Origin of the sequence: Rhodococcus sp. DMF-1, from assembly GCF_021441945.1 — a bacterium.
Taxonomy (GTDB): domain Bacteria; phylum Actinomycetota; class Actinomycetes; order Mycobacteriales; family Mycobacteriaceae; genus Rhodococcus; species Rhodococcus ruber.
Map to the genome: position 1 here is coordinate 4,754,484 of NZ_CP090442.1, position 17,391 is coordinate 4,771,874.

Genomic DNA, 17,391 nt, shown 5'->3' on the forward strand with positions numbered 1-17,391 from the left:
GCTGGGTACCCGTCCGGCACCGACGTGAGGGAGGTGGCGGTGAGCAGGCAACCGGGAGCCGAGGAGTTCGTGCCGGACAGCACCGACCTGGCCGAGCTCGCCGCCGCGGCGGGCGGCTGCCGCGGGTGCGAGCTGTACCGGAACGCCGAACGCACCGTGTTCGGCGCCGGACCGGCGAGCGCCCGGCTCGTGCTCGTCGGCGAGCAGCCCGGCGATCAGGAGGACCGCGCGGGGGAGCCGTTCGTCGGCCCCGCCGGGCGGCTGCTCGACCGGGCGCTCGAGGAGGCGGGCATCGACCGCGGCGAGGTGTACGTGACCAACGCGGTCAAGCACTTCAAGTTCGAGCGGGCCGCGGCCGGCGGGCGCCGCATCCACAAGAAACCGGCGCGCGGCGAGATCGTCGCGTGCCGGCCCTGGCTGGTCGCCGAGCTGCAGGCCGTGCGACCCGACGTGCTCGTGTGCCTCGGCGCCACCGCGGCCCAGTCGCTGCTCGGGCCGTCGTTCCGGGTGACCGCCCACCGCGGGGAGATCCTGCACCCGGACGTGCGGGTCCCGTCGGATCCGGCCGTCGTCGCCACGATCCACCCGTCGGCGATCCTGCGCGGACCGAGCGCGCAGCGGGAGGAGGCGCTCGCCGGGCTGGTCGCCGACCTGAGGGTGGCCGCCGGCGTGCTGTAGGCATCCTGCCGCAGCGCCGGTCCGTGGTTCAGTCGTCCGTGGTTCAGTCGTCCATGGTTCAGTCGTCGGGGTCCGTCCCGGCGAGGGCGTCCTGCACCCGCCGGGTCGCGGCCCCGTCCCAGCCCGCGGGGGCCAGGATGTCCGCCCACAGCTCGGCAGCCTCGGGACCGTAGGCGTGCCCGAACCCGGACGGCACGTCCGCGGAGAACACCATGTCCAGCGTGACCTGCCAGAACGTGACGAACGGCAGCCAGCGCATCCCGGGGTCCACATCCGGGCCGAGCGGTTCGCGCAGCCAGTCCGGCCGCTGCAGCAGCAGCCGGAACGACCACCAGGTGATCGGATCGCTCGCGTGCTGCCAGAACACCACGCGGGGGAACTCCCACGGCCCCGGCAGGTCCGCGTCGCCGGGCCGGGACGCGAACCGGATGTTGCGGCCGTCGTCCACCACGGGCAGCCGCTCGAGGGAACCGGGGTCGCGGTCCGCGGTGATCCGGCCCCACGGCTGCGCGAAGTTGGGGGTGCCCACCAGCAGCGCCCCGTCGGTGCGCGCCACGATGTCCTGTCCCGACGCGAACGCCGCCTGCCCGCCGTACGAGCCGAGGCTCTCGCCGAACACCACCAGCTTCGGACGCTGCCCCTCGGGCCGGGCCGACCACTGCCGGTACACCGCCTCGAACAGCGCCCGCCCGGCCTGCTGCGGGGTGTCGCGGTCCGCGACGAACGACAGCGCGCTGGGCAGGAACGAGTACTGCATGGCGGCGATCGCCGAGTCCCCGCCGTTGACGTACTCGAATGCCCCCGCGACGTTCGCGTTCACCCAGCCGCGGCCGGTGGTGGTCACCACCGCCAGCACCCGGCGGTCGAACGCGTTCGTGCGTTCGAGTTCGGCGACGACCCGCTCGGCGATCCCCTCGACGGAGTCCGCGGATTCGCGGCCGGCGTACACCCGGATCGGGGTGCGCGCGGGCGCGCCGGTGACGGCTTCGATCTGCTCGGCGGCCGGGCCGCCCGCGACGAAGGTGCGGCCCTCCCGGCCGAGGCTGTCCCACGGCTCGTTCGACGCCGGCGACCCGGACCGTTCCGTCAGCTGGGGCTGGGTGACGCCCTCGGCGGTGCCCGTGTCGGCGACGGCCGCCGACCGCTCCGCGACGCCGAGCAGGACCCGGTCGACGGCGCCGTCGAGCACGAACACCGCCAGCACCACGACGACGAGCACCGCGGCCACGCGGGCGACGGGCCCGGGCACGAACCGGCCGGCGAAGCGGGTCAACCGGTCGGTGCCCCGGCGCACGGCGCGGGCCGCCGCGAGCAGCAGCAACGCGACGGCCAGCGCGATCAGCAGCACCAGCAGGTAGAAGGCGCGCTGCGCTCGCGGCACGCCCACCAGATCGCGGACGATCTGCTGCCACCACGACCCGAGCACCAGGAAGGTCGGCGCCAGGACCAGCGCCGCGCCGGCGAGCACCCACCAGCCGATCCGCCGGGTCCGCTCGGACCAGTGCGGCTCGACGCCGCAGCGCCGGACCACCCAGGCGATCAGGCAGCCCACCCCGTAGCCGATGGCGACGCTGATTCCCGTCGCGACCGCCTGCAGGTACCACACGCGCGGCAGCAGCGACGGCGTCATCGACCCCACGAAGAACAGCAGCGCCAGCCCCAGGCCGACCGGGTGGAACCGGCGCCCGTAGCTGCGCAGCCGAGCGCGCGGCGCGCCCGCCCGCTCGTGCTCGAGTTCGGCCGCGGCGGTCAGCGCAGGGCCTTGGCCTTGAGCCGGTCGAACTCGTCGCCGGTGATCGTCCCGGCCTCGAGCAGGGCCTGGGCCTCGGCGATCTCGGCGGCGGGGGATCGTCCGGCCACCTTGCGGATGTAGTCGTCGGCGGCGTGCTGGGCCGCGTCGTGGGCGGCGGCGGACCGCTCGGCCATGCCGCGGCCCCGCACCAGCAGGTAGACGAAGGCGGTCAGGTACGGCAGGACGATCAGGAAGATGATCCACACGACCTTGACCACGGCGGACGTGGAGCGATCACGGAACAGGTCCGTCAGCACCTGGAACAGGATCAGCAGGTACGCGACGAACGCGAAGACGACCAGCGTGTACCACAACAGGTCCCACAACGAATCCAGCATCACACACGCCCTTCAGGTTCGGAGGTGCCCGGGAAACGGACGGAAAGGACACCCGGACGTAAACAGGTACACCGTCTTCGCCGCACATTGGAACACGGCGACGCGGAATGTGCGGCGGTGGCGCGAAATGCACCACGCCCATTCCGTGGGCGATCGCGCTCAGCGTGGTCGAGCCAGCGTGGTCGCGCTCAGCGTGGTCGAGCTCAGCGTGGTCGAGCTCAGCGTGGTCGAGCTCAGCGTGGTCGCAGCTCCGCCGGACTCACCCCGCGCACCGTGCGCAGGGCGCGACGCAGCTCGGCGCTGGACGCGAAACCGGTGATCGCGGCGATCTCGGCGACCGTTGTGCGGGTATAGCCGGGTTCCTGCAGAAGCGCCGCCGCGCGGTGCGCGCGCAGCCGCCGGATCTGGAACGCCACCGTGGTGTCGTGGGCTGCGAACGCGCGCTGCAGGCTTCGCAACGACAGCTGCAGGCGTTCCGCGATCACGGTGGGGGTCAGCGTCGGGTCGTGGTGATGGGCTCGGATCAGGGTGAGGGCGCGGGCGTAGACGCTGCCACGCAGCTCACCCGAATCGGCGCCGTACCCGAGCGACTCGTGGTGCAGACCCACGACGAGCTCGATCAGGGCGTTCTCCACGCTGCGGGGGGCCGCGGTCGTGTTGTGGCGACCGCGTTCACGAAGCATGGTCATCCCCACCGCATTGAGCGCGTGCACCGACATGGTGGGCTTTGCCGGCCCGAACGTCACGGACGTCTCCTCGAGATCGAGTCCGCGTTCTTCGAGCCGGTGCCGGGGGATGCGCACGAGGAGAAGGTCCGACCCGTCCGCATCCACGGCCTCGTATCGGTTCCACCCGACCTGCAGGACGATCCGGCCGACCTCGATGTGCACGCGGGTCGTCCCGTCGTCGACCACCTGCTTGCCGGACAGCATCAGACACAGGTTGGCGACCTCGCCGTCCTCGACGAGGCCGGGCAGAGCACGATGCGGTGACATCTGCACCCGGCCGACGGTGAGCGCCCCGACGTCGCAGATCTCCATCCGGAACCGGAACTGCGTCACGTCGGGGACGGACAGCTCGGTGCGGTTCCCGGCATCGGGGGCCATCGCCTCGAAGCCGTGCCGACCCCGCAGTTCGATCTTCCGATACACCGTCGCTCCTTCCGCCTCGGCGCGTCCGTGGCCCGGTGCGTCAGCGTGGCACGCGGCACCGGCCGTGGCATGGCATACGGGCAGACGGACAGCTCACACTCGGCGGACGATCGGGGACGAAGGTCTCTGGCGTCGCCTCCCCGGCCGGATCATGCTGGACCCAGCGGGCGCCCGCACCGCCGAGTCGGCGTCCCGGGAGGCCGACGGTGTCCACTCCTGATCCGTACACACCCCAGCTCCGGCGCGACGGTCCGCGACGTCCGGACACGGCATCGACGGTGCTGCTCGCCTGCGGGATCGTGTCGTCTCTGCTGTACGTGGGGGCGCACGAGGTACTCGCGGCCGCCCTCTACGACGGCTACAACCGCTTCGATCAGGCGATCAGCGAGCTGACGTCGATCGGCGCGCCGACCCGGGCGCCCCTGACCGTCGCGGGATTCGTGTACGACGCGCTGATCGTCGCCTTCGGGATCGGTGTGTGGCGCACGGGCCGCGGCGTCCGCCCCCTGCGCATCGCGGGAGTTCTCCTGGTGGCCTATGCATTCGTGGGACCGCTGTGGTTGCCGTTCCCGATGACGGGACGCGAGGACATCGAGGCCGGGGCAGCGATGCCGCTCGCCGACACCATGCACCTGGCGCTCAGCGTGGTGACGGTGTCGCTGTGGTGCGCGCTCATCGGATTCGCGGCCGCGGCCTTCGGCACCTGGTTCCGGGTGTACTCGGCCGGCACGGTCGCGACGATCCTCGTGTTCGGCGCGTGGACGGGCCGGTACGTCCCGGCCGTCGCCGCCGCCGAACCCACCCCCGGCATGGGCGCGGTCGAACGGGTGATGTTCGGTGCGTTCGTGCTGTGGATCGCGGTGCTGGCGGTCGTCCTGCTCGCCGGCCACCCGGCGTCATCGCGTGCCGAGAGACGTGCCGTCGCCCGGGGCGAGCCGGCGTGAGACCAGCGCACCGAGCGTGCCGTCCTGCGCGAGCGCACGCTGCGCATCCTCGAGTTCACCGCGCAGCACGTCGTCGCCGAGGCGCACCGCGAGCGCGATCTCCTCGCGGGTGATGTCGTACTCGACGACGTCGACGTGGGGGCGGACGCGCGTGAGCCACCTCAGCACGGGACCGAGTTTCATGAAGGCGTCGCAGCCGCCGGTCGACAGCTCGTCCCGGGCACGGTCGATCTCGTGGTACGCATACACCCGGATCCCGCCGATACGGCCTTCGGCGAGAAGGCGTTTCACCACCGGCTCGCTGGTGTTGCCCTGCTGCACCACGACGGTCAGGCCTGCCAGGTCCGCCACCCCTCTCACCGCGGGATGACGGGCGGTGTCCACCGCCTGACGGGCGGTGTCCACCGCCTGACGGGCGGTGTCCACCGCCACGGACTGCCCGGACCCGAAATACGGCGCGCAGAACGCAGCCCGCTCCCGGCGCGATTCGGTGACGGTGGTGCCGGAGGCGATGACGTCGAAGCGCCCGGAGGCCAGCTCGTCGAAGATTCGCGGGCGGTTCAGGCGCTGGTGGCCAGCGCCGCCGCGAGCCCGAACGCGACCGACGTCGCGGCGACCTCGAGCACCGCGTTGCGCAGCGACACCTCCGCGGTGACCCGGTGCGCGGTCGCGGCCGGCACCCACGTCCGTCGCCACCACCACGCCAGCGCCAGCAGCGCCAGCAGGGTCAGGGCCTTGGCCAGCACGATGCGCCCGTAACCGGTGTCGATCAGGGCCGCGACCGAGCCGAGCCGAACGGCCGCGTCGACGACGCCCGTCGCGGCGAGCACGGCGACGCATCGCACCGCGAGCACCGAGTAGCGGGGGAGCAGCCGGGCCCACGCGCCGCGGGACCGGACCGTCAGGGCCAGCGCGACGAGCGTGCCGAACCACAGCGCCGCAGCGAGCGCGTGCGCGGCGTCGAGCAGCGATCCGAGGGTCTGCTGCGACATGTGCCCGGTGACCGGCCGGGCGATGACCGCCAGCGCCGCGGCGACGAGGACCGGCACCGTCGACCACGTCGCCGACCGGCGATACGCGAGCGCCGCGACGACCGTGCACGCCAGCGCGCACACCAGTGCGGCCACCCCGATCCGGCCGGCGCCCGCGCTGCCGAGATACTCCGCGAAGCGCGACAGCCCGAGCCGCGACACGGGGACGTTCGTCGTGTCCGCGGCCTGCAGCACGAGCTGCACGGCCTCCGTCAGGACCCAGAATCCACCGAGCCCGGCGATCGTGCGCCAGAGGTCGGCCGGGGCGACGCCGGGCCGCCGCTCGTCGCGCACCATGACCCCGAGCGCGGCCAGGCCGAGAACCGTCGCACCGAGACACAGCGACAACGCCCGGACCCAGCTCGACGCGGCCGGGTTCGCCAACAACCAGCCGGCGGCGACGCCCGCGGTGGCGCCGGCGCCGGCGGTGAGCAACCACGCGCGGTGCGCGGCGGTGCCGGTACCGCTCGTCGTCAACGCCCGGCCACCGGCGTCAGGCCTTCTTCGGCTTGCGCAGCACGAACCACAGCACGCCGGCGAGGACGACGACGCCCACGACGACGAAGATCCACACGGCCGGGCCGCTGTCCTCGTCGCTGTCGGACGCGGGCGCCGCGGCACCGGCGGCGGCCGCCGCACCGGGAGCGCCCGGACCGTCCTGCGTGAGGGTGAAGACCTGGGTGCCGGTGACGGGATGCCCGTCCGCGGACGTCACCCGGTAGGCGATGGTGTACTCGCCGGCCGGTCCGAGATCACCGACCGCCACGGACACCGTGGCGTCCTCGACGAGGGGATCGCCCTTGGACCACAGGTTGCCGTCCGGACCCACGACGGTCAGGGCGGCGAAGGATTCCTGCAGGGCCTCGTTGAAGGTCAGGCTCACGCGCTCGGGACCCTGGGCGATCTGCTCGCCCGGCGCGGGTGTGCTGGCGATGACGACCGAGTGCGCGGCCGCCGGCCCGGCAGCGAACAGCAACGCTGCCGCGACCGCGCCGAGGAGCCCAGCGAGCTGGGCGAGGACGAGGGGGGTCTGTCGCCGGCGCGCGGCGACGGTGTTCGGGATGTTCATGGATTTCTCTCTTCGAGGGGGTCGGTCGCGGTCATGCCGCGACGGGCGGCCCCCGCCGGGAGATGCCCGGTGCCGCCCGCGCCGCCGCGACCGGCCGCACCGTCGCGGGCGGCAGCAGCGTCCGAACCGCCTCGACGCGAGGGGGCGCGGTGAGCCACGCGGCCCGCACCGCCCGGGTCAGCGGCCCGCACAGGCGTTGCGCCGCCTCGAGCAGGGCCGCGCACGCGACGACCGCGACGGTGTGCGCGGCGAGCATCGGCACCGACGTGTGCAGGTGACCCGTCGTCACCGCGGCGAGCACCAGGTGCGTCGCGGCCTGCCCGCCCGCGAGCACCACGATGGTGGGCACCGCGCGCAGGTGGGCCGCGATGAGCCCGACCCCGGCCGCGACGGCGACGAGCAGCGTCACCTCGGCGTTGCCGGGCACGCCGCCGCCCGCACTGCCGTGGGCGGCGACCGCCAGGGCGGCGGTCAGCGCTCCCGCGGCGGTGCCGCGCAGGGGCGAGCCGGGTGCCACGGTGGTCGTCGCTAGCGCACGCCGAGCCGGGCCAGTAGGTCGGCCTCGATGCCGTCCAGTTCCCGCGAGATACCGGCATGTGCGGCCTTGCGGCGCGGCGCCGGCATCTGCTCGGCCGCGTGCACCGCCGCCGTCAGGTCGCTGAGGCGGCCCCGGATGGCGTCGGCGAACTTCTGGGTTTCGGGGTCCTTGGGATGGCGCTCGAGGATCTCGGCGAGCGACTTCTCGGCCCCGGCGATGCGGGCGCTCAGGTGCGCGCCGTGACCGGTGTACTCGCCGAGCTGGTCGACGGCGACGCCCATGCGCTGGGCGCGCGCGGCGTCGAGCTGGCCGCGCAGCGCGGTCACCCCCTGGTACACCAGCGGCACGAGTACCGGTGCGAGCAGTCGCACGACGGCCAGGTAGCGCCGGACCTTCGCCGCGGTGAAGCCCTTCTGCGCGGCCGCCTTCTCCTGGGCCTTGAGCGTGGCGATCTGCTGCTTCTCGACCCGGGACTGCGCGGCGATCAGCGCCTTGTCCGCCTTGACCTGCGCCTTGGCCGCCTTGATCTCGGCCTTCGCCAGGCGGCGGTCGCGCCGGCGCTGGTTCTTCGCGTTGAGTTTGGCCTCGAGCTTCGCCTTGTGCTTGAGAGCCTTCGCCTCCGCCTTGCGGGTGGCGCGGCGCTTCCGCCTGCTGAACAACGCCATCGAACAGGACCCTCCATTCGGTGTACGGCACCCACGGCGCCACGATCAGCCTATCCGTGACGGTCGTTTCCGGTTGACCCTAGGTGGACGAATACTGTTCTTCAGTGTGAACGTATCCAGCGAGAGGCGGACCTCGCCGGCCCTGATCGAGGCGAGCGCGCTGACCCGGTGCCGGCACCGGGTCCATCTGGACGCGGCCTTTCCGGACGAGTTGAGCGCGGCCCCGGAGCATCCGGGAGCGAAGCAGCGGCAGGAGGCGGCGGCCACTCACCGCGAGGCCGTGCGGCAGCGGCTGTTCGACGCCCACCCCGGTGGATGGGTGCGGATCGACCCCGAGGGCCCGGCGTCGCGGCGCGCCGACGCCACCCTCGACGCGTGCCGTCGCGGCGCGGACCGGATCTGGGGGGCGGTCCTGCCGGCGGAGCCCGACACCGGTCGGCGGGGCCGGGCCGAGATCCTGCTGCGCGACGTCGAGCGCGGCGGCTACATCCCGGTGATCGTGGTCAATCACAAGGTCACCGACCCGGGCCGCGGTGCGACGACCTCGGGGCTGTTCGTGTGGGAACCGGCGGTCGACGAGACCCGCAAGGTGCGCGGTCAGGTGCGCGACCAGATGCGGGTGGCTCACCTGTACCGGATGCTCGAGCGTCACGGCCTGGCCAGCCCGGCACAGGTCGGCGGCGCCATCGGGTACGGCGGGGACTGCATCCTCGTGCACGACCTCGGCGCAATCCTCGAGGACTACGACGCCCGGCTCGCCGACCGGCTCGCGATCGCGCGGGGCGAGACCCCGACGGAGCCGTCGCAGATCGGGGAGTGCAAGACCTGCCCGTGGTGGCCGCGGTGCCGCGAGCAGCTGAGTGCGACGCACGACGTGTCGCTGGTTGCCCCGGGGCAACGCGCGACGGTGCTGCGCGAGCTGGGTGTGCACACGATCGACGAGCTGGCGCGCTGGGAGGGGGACCCGCCCGAGGTCTGGCCGCAGGGTTCGTTCGAGGACACCGTCGTGGTGGCCAAGGCGTGGCTGGCGGGTGCGCCGCTGGTGCGACGGCACGACCACGTGCACGTGCGCCGGGCGGACATCGAGATCGACATCGACATGGAGAGCTACCACGAGCACGGTGCGTACCTGTGGGGCACGCTGCTCAACGTCGACGGGATCTCCGCGTACCGGGCGTTCGTCAGCTGGGATCCGGTACCGACCGACGACGAGGCGCGCTCGTTCGCCGAGTTCTGGACGTGGCTGTCCGCGGAGCGGGCCGCCGCTGCGGCGAGCGGGAAAACCTTTGCGGCCTATTGTTATTCACGTACCGCGGAGGACAAGTGGCTACTCGGTTCGGCTCGGCGGTTCGCCGGGTTCCCGGGGGTGCCGAGCGAGGCCGAGGTGCGCGAGTTCATCGACTCGCCGCAGTGGGTGGACATCTACCAGGTCGTCACCGACCAGTTCGTGTGCCCGAACGGCAAGGGCCTCAAGAAGATCGCACCGATCGCGGGTCACCGCTGGCGCGACGAGGAGGCCGGCGGCGAGGCGTCGATGAGCTGGTACCGCGAGGCAGTCGGCTACGACGGGGACCCGGACCCGCAGCAGCGACGCCGGCTGCTCGAGTACAACGAGGACGACGTGATCGCCACGAAGGTGCTCCGTGAGTGGATGAGCGAGCGTGCGGTGCACGAGATCCCGCACATCTCGGACCTGTAGGTCACTGCTGCGGGGCGGCACCGGGTCACTGCTGCGGGGCGGCACCGGGTCACTGCTGCGGGGCGGCACCGGGTCACTGCTGCGGGGCGGCACCGGGTCACTGCTGCGGGGGTGGCACCGCCTCGGCGAGCCGGATCAGGGCGTCGACCACCGGCGGCCCGAACATCACGGGATCGTTGTGCTCGGCGCCCGGCAGGGCCACCTTCTCGACGAGCCGGCGGGCGGCGGCGGCCACGGCCTCGCTCTGGCCGGGCGGGACGATCGTGTCCGCCGTCCCGTAGACGACGGTGATCGGCACGTCGAGCCGCGCGACGGTCTCGGCGATCGGGAAGCGGTCCCACATCAGCCCGGTGGGCAGCAGCGGGTAGTGGTGCCGGCCGACTGTGGGCAGATCGACGAACGGTGAGCGCAGCAGCATGCCGGCGGGCGGATGCTCGGCGGCGAGGCCGGTCACCACGCCGGTGCCCAGGCTCTCCCCGAGGTAGAGCAGCCGGTCCGGAGCGACGTTCTCGCGGTCGAGGAGGTACTGCCGGGCGGCGCGCACGTCGCGGGCGAGGCCGTCCTCGCTCGGGCGGCCGGGGTTGCCGCCGTAGCCGCGGTAGTCGAAGAGCAGGGTGGCGAAACCGGCCTCCGCGAGTGCCGTCGCCAGCGGGGCGCGGTCGACGCGGCTGCCGCCGTTGCCCGAGGCGAGCAGCACCGTGAAGCCGCGTGCGGCGTCGCGGGCCGGGACGAACCAGGCGCCGAGTTCGAGCCCGTCGGAGGTCGTCAGCCGCACGTCGCGGGCACCGGGGAGCAGCGACTGCGCCGGCGGGGGCGGGGCCCGGTCGGGCAGGTAGATCAGCCGGCGCTGCCCGAACCACAGCGCCGACGCGAGCACCGCGACGACCGCGACCACGACCCATAGCAGGCGCATGAGTTGGATGGTGTGCCCTTTGGGCGGCCCTGGCAACCCAAAGGACACACCGGCCGCGGAGCGGCCTATCGCGGCGCCATGCGCAGCGCGCCGTCCATGCGGATGGTCTCGCCGTTGAGGTAGTCGTGCTCGGCGATCATCTGCACGAGCTGGGCGTACTCGGCCGGCTGGGCGAGGCGGGACGGGAAGGGCACGCCCGCCTCGAGACCCTTGCGGTACTCCTCGGTGACGCCGGCGAGCATCGGGGTGTCGACGATGCCGGGGGCGATGGTGTTGACCCGGATGCCGTACTGGGCCAGGTCGCGGGCCGCGGGGACGGTCATGCCGTGGACGCCGCCCTTGGAGGCGGAGTAGGCGATCTGGCCGATCTGGCCCTCGAACGCGGCGACGGAGGCGGTGTTGACGATGACGCCGCGCTGGCCGTACTCGTCGACGGGCTCGGTCTTGGCCATCGCGTCGGCGGCCAGGCGCAGCACGTTGAACGTGCCGAGCAGGTTGACGGTGATGACGGTGCGGAACAGCTCGAGGTCGTGCGGGCCGTTCTTCGACAGGACCCGGCCGGCCCAGCCGACGCCGGCGCAGTTGACGACGATGCGCAACGGCACGCCCGAGGCGACGATCTGGTCGACAGCGGCCTGCACGTCGTCGGCGCTGGTGACGTCGGTGGCGATGAGGGTGACGCCGGCGGGCGCCTTGTCGCCGACGCGTTCGATGGACTGGGCGAGGTCGAGACCGAAGACGGTCGCGCCGGCGTCGGCGAGACGCTGGGCGGTGGCTGCGCCGAGACCGGACGCCGCGCCGGTGACCAGTGCGGCGGTTCCCTGAATTTCCACTGCCGTGCTCCTTTCGTGGCGCCACCGTTCGGCGTGCGCCTTGTCGACGGTGGCACCTTAGCGCGCGCTAGCTCCGTCCGGTGCGGCGGCGGACCGCATGCCATCCTCGGGGGATGGCACGGACGTGGTTGTCGGTGACGGTGGAGCTGCTCGGTGGGCGCGGCGAGCAGCTGTGGCCGTGGCCCGGCCGCGTCTTCGCGGTCGGACCGTCGCACACCTTCGAGGACCTGGCCAGTGCCATCAACGATGCCTTCGCTCGATGGGACCGCTCCCACCTGTCGATGTTCATCCTGCCCGGCGGACGAGTGGTCACCGACGCGCAGACCGGCGCCGAGATCGCCGGGTCGATCGGTGGGCCCGTCACGGAGCCGGTGGACATCGAGTCGTCCGAGGTCGCTCGGCTGCTGGAGCCTGGAGCGGAATTCCAGTTCACCTTCGTCCTGGGCGACGACTGGACGCACCGGTGCGTGATCGGGAAGGAGAAAGTCGACCCCGTGGAAGTGCTGGGAACCGCGCCGACAAAGCCCCTGCCGTACTGGGGGTGGGGCGACATCCCGGACCAGTACGGGCGCCGGTGGGCCGACGACGACGGGCAGAGCCGAGCGCCGCGCAGACCGAGTCGTCCGCATCCCATGCTGGTGCACGCCTGGCCCGCACGAGAGCAGGTGGTCGACCCGTCCGAGCTGCGCGCGGCTGTGGCGACTGCAGATGCACCCCGCTTCCTCGCTGCGGTGCGGGGACACGAGGTCGACGATTTGCTGCAGCAGGTGGGGGCCGGCATACCGACGGCCCTGCAGCAGCGGCGTCGGGAAGCCGAGCCGGTGGCACTGTCGGTGATCGACCGGCTGACTCGGCGCGGCGGCCCCGGTGACGAGGTGCTGGCCGAGGACCTGCTCGCGTGTCTGCACGGCGAGTCGCTGACCGGCCGGGTGCTACCTGTCGACCTCGAGATGCTCAGTGCCGCGCTGGAAGGCGATCCGGGCGTATCGACCGGTGGGTACATCGATCTGCGCACCGGGGAGGTGTACGACGAGAGCAGTACCGACCCGATGATGGTCGGGGAAGACGTCGCCGTCGACGTCGAGACCGAGCCCGACCGGTGGCTTCGGTTCGACCGCACCGGCGCGCGGGACGGTTGGCGCGACATGGCGGCCTTCGCCGAGCGGCAGCAGGATGTCGCGCTGCGGGAGCGGCTGCAGCGGGCGATCGAGGGCAAGGGCGCCTTTCGTCGCTTCCGTGACCTCGTCCACCACGAGGGTCTTGCCGGCCCCTGGGACGCCTTCGCCGCCGACCGCCGACTGGGTCGTGCCCGCGAGTTCCTCGCCGACGCGGGTATTCGCGTGGGCTGACGGTCCGGGCGGGTGTGCCGGGAGCGTCTGTGCCCCTCGGGGGTCAGCCGGCGGACCACGGTGGCCAACGGTGTGCGAGGAGTCCGGTCGTCGCCGCATCCCGTCGCCGCACGCCGGCCGGCTCCGTCCTGCACGAGGGACGTTCACGGTGTCGGTCCGCGCCGGCGGATCCCCGTTCCGCTCTCGCCGTCGCCGAGAGCGGGAACCTACCGCGGGTCGTCGCGTCCGAGTCGCGTCGCGCCGATACCGGCCGCGACGAGGCACGCCGCGGCACCGAGCAGCAGCCCGGCCCGGCCACCCCACTGCTCGCTGACCCACCCCGCGATCGGGCCGCCGACGGCGGTGGAGCCGAGGAAGGCCACGGCGAACAGCGCCATCACCCGCCCGCGCATGCCGGGGGCCGCGGCGAGCTGCAGGGAGCTGTTGGTGGTGGCGGTGAACGCGACGCTCAGGACGCCGACCAGCACCATCGCGGCGAGCATGAGTTCGAGCGTGGGCGCCGCCGCGGCCGCGAGCAGCACCACACCGAACACCGCGGAGGTGACCACCACGGCGGTGGTGCCGGTGCGACCCCAGGTCGCCACGGCGAGACCGCCGACGACGGCACCCGCGCCCATCGCGGCGGTGAGGAAGCCGTAGGTCTCGGCGCCGGCGCCGAAGGTCTGTCGGGCGACCACGGGCAGCACCACCTGGAACTCGTAGGCCAGGCAGCCCACCAGTGCCATCGTCAGCAACGGAACCGCGAGGGCCGGGGTCTGCCGCACGTGCGCGAACCCCTCGCGGAGCTGCCCGCGGGCACGGGCGGCGGGTGGCGACGGGCGCAGCAGGGACAGGTCCAGGCTCGCGAGGGAGGCGACGACGGCGACGAAGCTGAGTGCGTTGAGCAGGAAGCACACCCCGAGACCGCCGACGGCGATGATCAGTCCCGCGACGGCCGGGCCGATCAGGCGCGCGACGGACGCCAGCACCGATTGCAGGCTCACGGCGTTGCGCAGGTCCTCCGGCCCGACGAGCTCGAGCATGAACGACTGCCGGGCGGGATTCTCGAAGCACTGGTTGAGGCCGAGGACGACGGCGAGGACGTAGACGTGCCACAGCTGGACGGCGCCGGTGACGGTGAGCAGGCCCAGGACGAGGGCCTGCACGCCCATCGCGGACTGCAGGTCGATCATGAGCCGGCGCTTGTCGACGCGGTCGGCGACCACGCCGCCGTAGGGGCCGAGCAGCAGCATCGGCACGGTCTGCAGGGCCAGGACGAGGCCGATGGCCGTGCCGGAACCGGTGAGTTCGAGCACCAGCCAGGACTGGGCGACCGTCTGCATCCACGTGCCGATCAGGGAGATCGCCTGTCCGCTGAGGTAGCGCCGGAAGTTGGCGCCGCGGAAGGCGGCGAAGGTCTGTCCGCGCAGGTCGGTGAGGACGGTCATCGGCGCTCCTCCGCGGAGCGACGGCACATCTGCTCGGCGAGCGCTTCGAGCGCCGGGAGGGCGTCGTGCAGGGCGTGGAGCCGATCGGAGGACAGTTCCGCGAGGTGCTCGGTGAACACCGCGGTACGCATGCGACGCAGGTCGGCGAAGGTGCGGGCACCGGCCTCGGTGATGTGGGCGCGGACGACGCGCTTGTCGTCGGGGTCGGGGGAGCGGGTGAGCAGCCCGGCGTCCTCGAGCTTGCCGAGCATCCGCGAGAGCATGGTGGGGTTGAGGCCCTCGATCTCGGCGAGTTCGCGCACGCCGACGGTCTCGCGGCGGGCGACGGTGGCGAGGATCGAGAACTGGGAGCGGGTGAGCCCGCCCGCGCCGGTGGTGCGGCGGTCGACGCGGCGCGCGATGCGGCCGAGAGCCACGCGCAGGCGGTTGACGTCTTCGTCGTCGAAGCGATCGTGTGCGGGCGTGATGCCACCTCCATTTAGTTGCCTATCGGCAAGCATACTCCTGGGCGTGGGGTCGCGCAGGCGTCCGGAGGGCACTCTCTATCGTTCGACGGAGTCCGAGGCGGCGGGGACCGGGCGGGTCTCGGCGCGGCGGCGCAGCAGGGCGCGACCGGTCACGGCGGCGAGCGCGACGGCGAGGGTCGCACCGCCCGCGACGGGGCCGACGGGCGTGCCGGGGGCCAGGCCCTCGCCGAGCATCCAGGCGCCGAACCCGAAGAACAGCGCCGACGCCGCCAGCCGGATCGCGTTCTCCGGCAGGTGCCGGCCGAGGACGGCGCCGAGGACGATGGCCAGGGCGTCGGCGGCCACCATGCCGACCGTCGAGCCGACCCACACGCCGGCCCAGTCGTTGTCCGCGGCCAGGGTGATGGTGGCGAGCATGGTCTTGTCGCCGAGTTCGGCGAGGAAGAAGGCCGACAGGACGGCGAGGAAGGCCGAGCGGGTGACGCGGGCCGCCTTGCCCTGCTCGTCCTCGTCGAGGGAGTCGCCGCGCAGCGTCCACAGGCCGAAGAACAGGAAGGCCAGGCCACCGACGATCGCCATCGCCGAGGTGGGGATCGCCAAACCCAGGTAGTGGCCCACGGCGACGGAGACGAGGTGCACGGCGGTCGTGGCCGCGAGAATGCCGGACAGCACCACCCACCAGCGGTAGCGAAGGGCGAACGTCATCGCCATGAGCTGCGACTTGTCGCCGAGCTCGGCCACGAACACCACGACGAAACTCAGAACCAGGGCGGACCACATGCCGGGGTTGCTCCTCCTCGTGTCGTGTGGAGGAGGCGGGGACCTTCCTCCGGCCGGACGACGCGGATGCGTCGCGGCCGAAGGTCTCGCCCACCGGTACGGATTCCGGTTCGCCGGGCCGGGCTGAACGCCAGTATGTCGACCGGGCGATTGCGGGCTACTCCCCTTCGCTTAGGCAACCATAATCGGAGCGGCGCGAAATCGCAAAGGCGCCAACAAGTTTGGGAACCCGAACTTTTCGGTGCGGGTCCCGGTCAGGCGGCGAGCAGCATGGCCAGAACCGCGGTGTCGGGATCGCTGTTGGGGTCCACCCCGACCCGGCTGACCAGCGACGTCACCGTTCCGTCGGCCTCCGCCTCCACCCACGCGGCCCGGTGCTCGAGACCCAGGTGCGGCAGCCCCGGCAGCAGCACGCAACCCGAGGCCGCCCCCGTGCACTCCGGCAGCGACGGCCGGGTCTCGGACGGCGGGTGCAGCACGATCAGGGCGGGCGGCTGATGCGCCGCGAACCGGCCCGGCTCCACCGCCTCGTCGCCGATCACCGGTCCCTCCGCGAGCACCAGGCCCACCGTGCCCGGCTCGGGGTCGTCCGGCAGTTCCTCACGCACCCCGAACACCGTCGACGTGGTCAGCAGGCCGGGCAGCGACGCCACCCGCACCGTCACCGCGAGCAACTGCGCCCACTCGCGGGTGCTCTCCGGCCACCGCCCCGACACCACGAATCCCCGCAGGGATCCGGCGGTGTGGAAGGCGGCGAGGCCGATCTGTTCGTTCCCGTTCATCCCGCTACCTCCTCGGTGTGACGACAGTCGATGACCGATACACGCCGTTGGGTAGGTGAAGAATGACCGTTTCGTCCGCTGGCACACAAGAGCCCCCGAGTGCCAGCTCCGTCCGAAGCCCCGGGAACGCGCGAAGGGGACGCCGGAATCCGGCGTCCCCTTCACGACGTGCGACGCGACTAGACCAGCAGACCGGAGGTCTGGGTGCGGGCGCGTTCGAAGCGGGCCTGCACGTCGGCCCAGTTGACGATGTTCCAGAAGGCCTTGACGTAGTCGGCCTTGACGTTCTGGTACTGCAGGTAGAAGGCGTGCTCCCACATGTCGAGCATGAGCAGCGGGGTCAGGCCGATCGGGATGTTGCCCTGCTGGTCGTACAGCTGGACGATGATCAGGCGCTGGCCGATGGAGTCCCAGGCCAGGATGGACCAGCCGGAGCCCTGGATCGAGTTGGCGTTCGCCGAGAAGTGGTCCCGGAAGGCGTCGAAGGAACCGAACGCGTCGTCGATCGCGGCACCGAGTTCACCGTCCGGCTTGTCGCCACCCTCCGGCGACAGGTTCTTCCAGAAGACGGAGTGGTTGGTGTGGCCGCCGAGGTGGAAGGCCAGGTCCTTCTCCAGCTTGGTGGCCTGCGCCGCCATCGTGCCGTTCTCCCGTGCCTCCGCCATCTTCTCGAGGGCGGTGTTGGCGCCGGCAACGTAGGTCGCGTGATGCTTGCTGTGGTGCAGCTCCATGATCTTCGCCGAGATGTGCGGCTCGAGCGCGGCGTAGTCGTAGGGCAGGTCCGGAAGTGTGTACTCAGCCACGAAGGGTCCCTTCTGTTCGGGCCCGGTAGGGCCCGTGCGTGATTTTCAAGTACTCCTGGGTTTCCACCCAAACCCATAAGTACACCCTCTGCAAGATCGCCTGCGCAGCCGGTCGGCGCCGGGACATCGGGG

Annotated in this window: 19 protein-coding genes; 4 read left to right on the forward strand and 15 right to left on the reverse strand. The window is 72.3% G+C overall.

The window, feature by feature from the left end:
- The first annotated feature begins 39 nt into the window (after window positions 1-39).
- Entirely contained in the window at window positions 40-678 is a 639-nt protein-coding gene (locus tag LZP97_RS21745) for a UdgX family uracil-DNA binding protein (RefSeq protein ID WP_096824247.1), read from the forward strand.
- Window positions 679-736: 58 nt separating this feature from the next.
- Here the strand turns inward: LZP97_RS21745 and LZP97_RS21750 are convergent, their stop codons facing one another.
- From LZP97_RS21750 to LZP97_RS21760, 3 genes are all read right to left on the reverse strand, one after another.
- Window positions 737-2,308, reverse strand: a complete 1,572-nt coding sequence (locus tag LZP97_RS21750; RefSeq protein WP_040272825.1) for an alpha/beta hydrolase — start codon at window positions 2,306-2,308, stop codon at window positions 737-739.
- Window positions 2,309-2,427: 119 nt separating this feature from the next.
- A complete protein-coding gene (locus tag LZP97_RS21755) occupies window positions 2,428-2,808 on the reverse strand; it encodes a PLDc N-terminal domain-containing protein (RefSeq protein WP_017682033.1) in 381 nt (126 codons plus the stop codon).
- Between the two features lie 233 nt (window positions 2,809-3,041).
- Window positions 3,042-3,959, reverse strand: coding sequence for a helix-turn-helix domain-containing protein (locus tag LZP97_RS21760; RefSeq protein ID WP_010595951.1), 918 nt, complete (start codon window positions 3,957-3,959; stop codon window positions 3,042-3,044).
- A 206-nt stretch (window positions 3,960-4,165) separates the two neighbouring features.
- Here LZP97_RS21760 and LZP97_RS21765 point away from each other — a divergent pair, with 206 nt between their 5' ends.
- The gene (locus LZP97_RS21765; RefSeq protein ID WP_228287145.1) at window positions 4,166-4,903 is read left to right on the forward strand and encodes a DUF998 domain-containing protein; all 738 of its coding nucleotides are present in this window, start codon (window positions 4,166-4,168) and stop codon (window positions 4,901-4,903) included.
- Here LZP97_RS21765 and LZP97_RS21770 read toward each other — a convergent pair.
- The 5 genes from LZP97_RS21770 to LZP97_RS21790 are packed head-to-tail and all read right to left on the reverse strand — an operon-like array spanning window position 4,856 to window position 8,206.
- Window positions 4,856-5,467 carry a transporter substrate-binding domain-containing protein gene (locus LZP97_RS21770; protein ID WP_415649103.1) on the reverse strand — a complete coding sequence of 204 codons (612 nt, stop codon included), beginning with the start codon at window positions 5,465-5,467 and terminating at the stop codon, window positions 4,856-4,858. The genes LZP97_RS21765 and LZP97_RS21770 overlap by 48 nt on opposite strands.
- Window positions 5,464-6,411, reverse strand: a complete 948-nt coding sequence (locus LZP97_RS21775; RefSeq protein ID WP_040272827.1) for a CopD family protein — start codon at window positions 6,409-6,411, stop codon at window positions 5,464-5,466. The genes LZP97_RS21770 and LZP97_RS21775 overlap by 4 nt, the downstream gene beginning before the upstream one ends.
- 16 nt (window positions 6,412-6,427) lie before the next feature.
- Window positions 6,428-7,003, reverse strand: a complete 576-nt coding sequence (locus tag LZP97_RS21780; protein ID WP_048773848.1) for a copper resistance CopC family protein — start codon at window positions 7,001-7,003, stop codon at window positions 6,428-6,430.
- A 31-nt stretch (window positions 7,004-7,034) separates the two neighbouring features.
- Complete coding sequence (locus LZP97_RS21785) at window positions 7,035-7,520, reverse strand: hypothetical protein (RefSeq protein WP_040272830.1); 486 nt, start codon at window positions 7,518-7,520, stop codon at window positions 7,035-7,037.
- A gap of 11 nt (window positions 7,521-7,531) precedes the next feature.
- Window positions 7,532-8,206 carry a DUF6474 family protein gene (locus LZP97_RS21790; RefSeq protein ID WP_017682040.1) on the reverse strand — a complete coding sequence of 225 codons (675 nt, stop codon included), beginning with the start codon at window positions 8,204-8,206 and terminating at the stop codon, window positions 7,532-7,534.
- A gap of 106 nt (window positions 8,207-8,312) precedes the next feature.
- Here LZP97_RS21790 and LZP97_RS21795 point away from each other — a divergent pair, with 106 nt between their 5' ends.
- A complete protein-coding gene (locus LZP97_RS21795) occupies window positions 8,313-9,905 on the forward strand; it encodes a TM0106 family RecB-like putative nuclease (protein ID WP_017682041.1) in 1,593 nt (530 codons plus the stop codon).
- Between the two features lie 97 nt (window positions 9,906-10,002).
- On the opposite strand, the gene LZP97_RS21800 is transcribed toward LZP97_RS21795, so the two are convergent.
- Together LZP97_RS21800 and LZP97_RS21805 are read right to left on the reverse strand one after the other, a co-directional pair.
- On the reverse strand, window positions 10,003-10,818 hold the full coding sequence (locus tag LZP97_RS21800) for an alpha/beta hydrolase (protein WP_010595960.1): 816 nt from the start codon (window positions 10,816-10,818) through the stop codon (window positions 10,003-10,005).
- A gap of 65 nt (window positions 10,819-10,883) precedes the next feature.
- Window positions 10,884-11,651, reverse strand: coding sequence for an SDR family NAD(P)-dependent oxidoreductase (locus LZP97_RS21805; protein ID WP_010595961.1), 768 nt, complete (start codon window positions 11,649-11,651; stop codon window positions 10,884-10,886).
- 113 nt (window positions 11,652-11,764) lie between these two features.
- Here LZP97_RS21805 and LZP97_RS21810 point away from each other — a divergent pair, with 113 nt between their 5' ends.
- Window positions 11,765-13,000: a UPF0158 family protein gene (locus LZP97_RS21810; protein ID WP_048773846.1), complete on the forward strand. Its 1,236-nt coding sequence runs from the start codon at window positions 11,765-11,767 to the stop codon at window positions 12,998-13,000.
- A 206-nt stretch (window positions 13,001-13,206) separates the two neighbouring features.
- On the opposite strand, the gene LZP97_RS21815 is transcribed toward LZP97_RS21810, so the two are convergent.
- The 5 genes from LZP97_RS21815 to LZP97_RS21835 all read right to left on the reverse strand — a co-directional run bounded on the left by LZP97_RS21815 (window position 13,207) and on the right by LZP97_RS21835 (window position 17,259).
- Window positions 13,207-14,427, reverse strand: coding sequence for an MFS transporter (locus LZP97_RS21815; RefSeq protein WP_048773845.1), 1,221 nt, complete (start codon window positions 14,425-14,427; stop codon window positions 13,207-13,209).
- Window positions 14,424-14,843, reverse strand: a complete 420-nt coding sequence (locus tag LZP97_RS21820) for a MarR family winged helix-turn-helix transcriptional regulator (protein ID WP_010595964.1) — start codon at window positions 14,841-14,843, stop codon at window positions 14,424-14,426. Before LZP97_RS21820 ends, LZP97_RS21815 begins: the two co-directional genes overlap by 4 nt.
- Before the next feature lie 126 nt (window positions 14,844-14,969).
- Complete coding sequence (locus LZP97_RS21825; RefSeq protein WP_017682046.1) at window positions 14,970-15,674, reverse strand: TMEM165/GDT1 family protein; 705 nt, start codon at window positions 15,672-15,674, stop codon at window positions 14,970-14,972.
- A 254-nt stretch (window positions 15,675-15,928) separates the two neighbouring features.
- Window positions 15,929-16,456, reverse strand: a complete 528-nt coding sequence (locus tag LZP97_RS21830; protein WP_010595966.1) for a hypothetical protein — start codon at window positions 16,454-16,456, stop codon at window positions 15,929-15,931.
- Between the two features lie 179 nt (window positions 16,457-16,635).
- Window positions 16,636-17,259: a superoxide dismutase gene (locus tag LZP97_RS21835; RefSeq protein ID WP_003939397.1), complete on the reverse strand. Its 624-nt coding sequence runs from the start codon at window positions 17,257-17,259 to the stop codon at window positions 16,636-16,638.
- Between the last annotated feature and the right edge of the window lie 132 nt (window positions 17,260-17,391).

Excerpts from the sequence above, each read along its gene's own strand:
- LZP97_RS21750 (WP_040272825.1), bottom strand. The coding sequence starts at position 2,308 with ATGACGCCGTCGCTGCTGCCGCGCGTGTGGTACCTGCAGGCGGTCGCG.
- LZP97_RS21755 (WP_017682033.1), bottom strand. The coding sequence starts at position 2,808 with ATGCTGGATTCGTTGTGGGACCTGTTGTGGTACACGCTGGTCGTCTTC.
- LZP97_RS21780 (WP_048773848.1), bottom strand. The coding sequence starts at position 7,003 with ATGAACATCCCGAACACCGTCGCCGCGCGCCGGCGACAGACCCCCCTC.
- LZP97_RS21790 (WP_017682040.1), bottom strand. The coding sequence starts at position 8,206 with ATGGCGTTGTTCAGCAGGCGGAAGCGCCGCGCCACCCGCAAGGCGGAG.
- LZP97_RS21800 (WP_010595960.1), bottom strand. The coding sequence starts at position 10,818 with ATGCGCCTGCTATGGGTCGTGGTCGCGGTCGTCGCGGTGCTCGCGTCG.
- LZP97_RS21810 (WP_048773846.1), top strand. The coding sequence starts at position 11,765 with ATGGCACGGACGTGGTTGTCGGTGACGGTGGAGCTGCTCGGTGGGCGC.
- LZP97_RS21815 (WP_048773845.1), bottom strand. The coding sequence starts at position 14,427 with ATGACCGTCCTCACCGACCTGCGCGGACAGACCTTCGCCGCCTTCCGC.
- LZP97_RS21825 (WP_017682046.1), bottom strand. The coding sequence starts at position 15,674 with ATGTGGTCCGCCCTGGTTCTGAGTTTCGTCGTGGTGTTCGTGGCCGAG.
- LZP97_RS21830 (WP_010595966.1), bottom strand. The coding sequence starts at position 16,456 with ATGAACGGGAACGAACAGATCGGCCTCGCCGCCTTCCACACCGCCGGA.